The following is a 3,536-nucleotide window of genomic DNA, read 5'->3' on the forward strand; positions in this document are numbered from 1 at the left end:
CGGACCCTCTATCAGGGGGCGGACAGCCAGTCCCTGGCCCACCTCGATCAGGACAACCTCTCCTTCCGCGTCGGCGCCCTCTATGAGCTGGATGGCGGCTTCTCCCCCTATGCGAGCTATGCCGAGAGTTTCGAGCCGGTGCCGGGGGCGGACAAGCAGGGCCAGGCGTTCAAACCAGCGACCGGTCATCAGTGGGAAGGGGGCGTCAAGTTCCTCTCCGACGACATGAGCAAGACGGCGACCCTGTCGGCGTTCCACATCACCAAGAAGAACGCCCTGGTGACGGATCCGGACAATGTCTACGGGCCCAAGCTGCAGACCGGGGAGACGGTCTCCAGGGGCATCGAGCTTGAGGGGAGAGCCGATCTCACCAGCCAGCTGGATCTGGCCCTCAACTACACCCTGATGGACATGGAGATCACGCGTGACACCACCACGCTGCAGGGCAAGACGCCGGTCTGGGTCCCCAGACAGATGGCGTCGCTGTGGAGCAACTACTACCCCGGCGGCAACCTCGAGGGGATGCGAGTGGGCGCCGGCCTGCGCTACGTGGGGGAGGCCGAGATGGATGCCGCCAACACCGACAAGGTACCGGACTACCTCCTGATGGACATGTCCGCCTCCTACGATCTCGCCGCCCTCAGCGCAAGCCTGAAGGGGGTGGGGGTATCGCTTGGCGCCAGCAACCTGTTCAACAAGACCTACTACTCCTGCTACGACCAGAACAACTGCTGGTTCGGGGCCGAACGAAGCGTGGAGGCGCGACTCAAATACGCATTCTGACCTTGCGCCCCGGCACGCGCCCGGGGCCCTTTCAACGAATGGGCGAGGAGAGGGGGCGCGGTGTGCCGCGCGGCCTTGGCCGGGAGAAAGCGGACGCGGAACGCGCCCTCGTCTCGGATCACCAGGCCCTGTTCGCGGCGGCGGCCAGCCTGATCCCGTCCCTCAAGGGGAACCTGGTGGCGGTCGGTGACGTGCGCCCGCCACTGACGGATGCGACCGGAGCGGCGTCGGCCGAGGTGGCCGCAGCCCTCCATGCGCACTGGCAGCAGGCACACCCGGAGGCGGGGCCCGCCTACTGGCTCACCCGCAGCTGGGGCATGCTCTGCTGGCAATCCATCTATCTCGCCATGGTGGCCGTCTATCGCCATCAGGCCGTGCCTGCCCTCGACAGGCTGGGACAGGGGCATGAGGCCGGCGTGGTGTCGGGCTTTACCCTGCCGGCCGAGCCCATGATCAGAGGGGAGGCCGGCGTGTTGATCAAGACGGCAGGAGAGCGACTCCAGGCGCACTGGCAGGGGCTGTTCACCCTCCTTGGGACGGCGCAGCGGCTGCGCCCCGGTTTCGTGCGCCCGCTCCTGGCGGACGATCTGCTGGCGGCCCTGGTGCGGGTGCCCGATTTCTTCGGGGAGGTGAGTCGGGAGGAGGTGAGGGCCCATGCCCCCCTCTGGCTTGAATCCTGTGGCCTGCCGTCGGCACATCTGACGGGTTGGCGCGAGGCGGGCCTGCCCCGGGACGAGGCCTTCCCGGGCTATGTGCGCCAGCGCTGCTGCCTGCACTACAAGCGCCGGGATGGGGAACTGTGTGGCAACTGCCCGCGAAGGCTGGGTGGGGCGAGGAGTGATGAGTGCTGATACCCGACTCTTCGTCTGCGCGGGCAACCCGTGATGAAAGCCGCCGGATCTTGGCGGCTTTTTTGTGTCCGGCTTACTGGGCCGCCATCCGGGTGCGGATGCGCTCGAACAGGCTCTGCAGGCAGGCCTGATCTTTGTCGGCGGCGCGCACGGCGCCATACATGTGGCGGCGAATGCCCTCCCCGAGAGGGCGCGCCTCAAGCAGGCCCTGGCGCACGAACTCCTCGCTGGCCCAGCGGGGCAGGGCGGCGAGCCCGAGCCCGGCGGCGGCCATCTGCAGCATGACAGAGGTGTTGTCCACTGGTTTGCAACGGGCGGGCTCCACCCCGGCCGGTTGCAGGAAACGGCTGAACACGTCCATGCGCGCCCGCTCCACCGGATAGACCAGCAGCACCTCCGGCCGCAGATCGTCCGGTGCGAGGCGCCGCTGCTGGCAGAGGGGGTGATCCGGCGCCATCACCAGGGTGAGATCGAAGGCGAACAGCGGCTCGAAATGAAGATCCCCGCGGGCCTGCACATCCGAGGTGAGCAGCAGGTCGAGCTGGCCGCCGAGCAGGGCACTGATGGCATCGAAACCCGGCACCGACTCCACCTCCAGATCCACGCCGGGCCACTGGCGGCGAAAGTCCGGCAACAGCGGGAGCAGCCACTGGATGCAGCTGTGGCAATCGAGGGCCAGATGCAGCCTGCCCGCCTCGCCGCTGTGCAGGGCGACCAGCTGGCGCTCGGTCTGGGCCAGGGCTGGCAGCACCTGGCGGGCCAGGGCCAGCAGATGCTGGCCTGCCGCCGTCAGCACCAGAGGGCGGCTTTTTCGAAGAAACAGCTCCAGATTGAGGCGGGTCTCCAGCTCCTTGAGCTGGTGGGAGAGGGCGGACTGGGTGAGGTTGAGGGTGAGCGCGGCCCCGGCCAGAGACCCTTGCTCGGCCAGGGCGCTGATGGTCTTCAGGTGTTTGAGATCGATGCCCAGATTGCTGCTCTGAGGGGGGCTGGATGGGGTGGGCGCGACCATGGCACTGCTCCTTTGTGCGTCAGTTGAGAAATTCTTGAGAGCCAGTTGAAGAGGATTCAATAGCCAAGGCCACCTTATCTTGTCATTTTGGATGTGTAAACATCTGGATGGCCAAACAATCCAGATCCTCATCAGATAAACGAGCATAAGGAATGGAACCTATGACCTGCGCACACACCCTGGGCTTTCCCCGTATCGGCGCCAAGCGCGAACTGAAATTTGCCCTCGAATCCTACTGGCGTGGCGAAACCACCCAGGCCGAGCTGGTCGCCGTGGGCAAGAGCCTGCGTGAGCGCCACTGGCAGGCCCAGCGTACCGCCGGGGTCAACCTGCTGCCGGTGGGGGATTTTGCCTGGTACGATCAGGTGCTGGGTACCAGCCTGCTGGTGGACGCCGTGCCTGCCCGTCACCGCCACGGCGACACCGACCTCGACACCCTGTTCCGGGTGGCCCGTGGCCGTGCGCCGACCGGCCCGGCGGCGGCCGCTGCCGAGATGACCAAGTGGTTCAACACCAACTACCACTACCTGGTGCCGGAATTTTACCGTGACCAGCGCTTCAAGCTGGGCTGGAGCCAGCTCTTTGACGAGGTGGAAGAGGCCAAGGCCCTGGGGCTGCCGGTCAAGGCGGTGTTGCTGGGCCCCGTCTCCTACCTGTGGCTTGGCAAGGAGAAAGAGAGCGGCTTCTCCCGCCTCGAACTGCTGGATCGCCTGCTGATCGTCTACCAGGAGATCCTGGCCAAACTGGCGGCCCAGGGGGTGGAGTGGGTGCAAATCGACGAACCGGCCCTGGCGCTGGACCTGCCGGACGAGTGGCGCCTGGCCTACCTCAAGGCATATGAGCGCCTGAGAGGCCCCAGCAAGCTGCTGCTCACCACCTACTTCGGGTCCGTG

The 3,536-nt window shown here is 66.3% G+C and carries 3 protein-coding genes and 1 pseudogene; 3 read left to right on the top strand and 1 reads right to left on the bottom strand.

Annotated features, from left to right (window positions below; all coding sequences use genetic code 11):
- Window positions 1–783 (top strand): TonB-dependent siderophore receptor (locus AACR77_RS03655; RefSeq protein WP_042879798.1); only part of this gene is annotated, 783 nt, incomplete at its 5' end.
- A 38-nt stretch (window positions 784–821) separates the two neighbouring features.
- Entirely contained in the window at window positions 822–1,634 is an 813-nt protein-coding gene (locus AACR77_RS03660; protein ID WP_052224774.1) for a siderophore ferric iron reductase, read from the top strand.
- 73 nt (window positions 1,635–1,707) lie between these two features.
- On the opposite strand, the gene AACR77_RS03665 is transcribed toward AACR77_RS03660, so the two are convergent.
- On the bottom strand, window positions 1,708–2,643 hold the full coding sequence (locus tag AACR77_RS03665; protein WP_042879802.1) for a LysR substrate-binding domain-containing protein: 936 nt from the start codon (window positions 2,641–2,643) through the stop codon (window positions 1,708–1,710).
- A 161-nt stretch (window positions 2,644–2,804) separates the two neighbouring features.
- Between AACR77_RS03665 and AACR77_RS03670 the strand changes: the two are divergent.
- Window positions 2,805–3,536, top strand: a pseudogene (locus AACR77_RS03670) (5-methyltetrahydropteroyltriglutamate--homocysteine S-methyltransferase); the annotation flags it as partial.

The sequence above is a fragment of the Aeromonas sp. ZOR0002 genome (assembly GCF_963866995.1).
GTDB lineage: Bacteria > Pseudomonadota > Gammaproteobacteria > Enterobacterales > Aeromonadaceae > Aeromonas > Aeromonas caviae.

Bases quoted from the DNA above. Each gene is read 5' to 3' on its own strand.
- AACR77_RS03660 (WP_052224774.1), top strand. From the start codon at position 822: ATGGGCGAGGAGAGGGGGCGCGGTGTGCCGCGCGGCCTTGGCCGGGAG.
- AACR77_RS03665 (WP_042879802.1), bottom strand. From the start codon at position 2,643: ATGGTCGCGCCCACCCCATCCAGCCCCCCTCAGAGCAGCAATCTGGGC.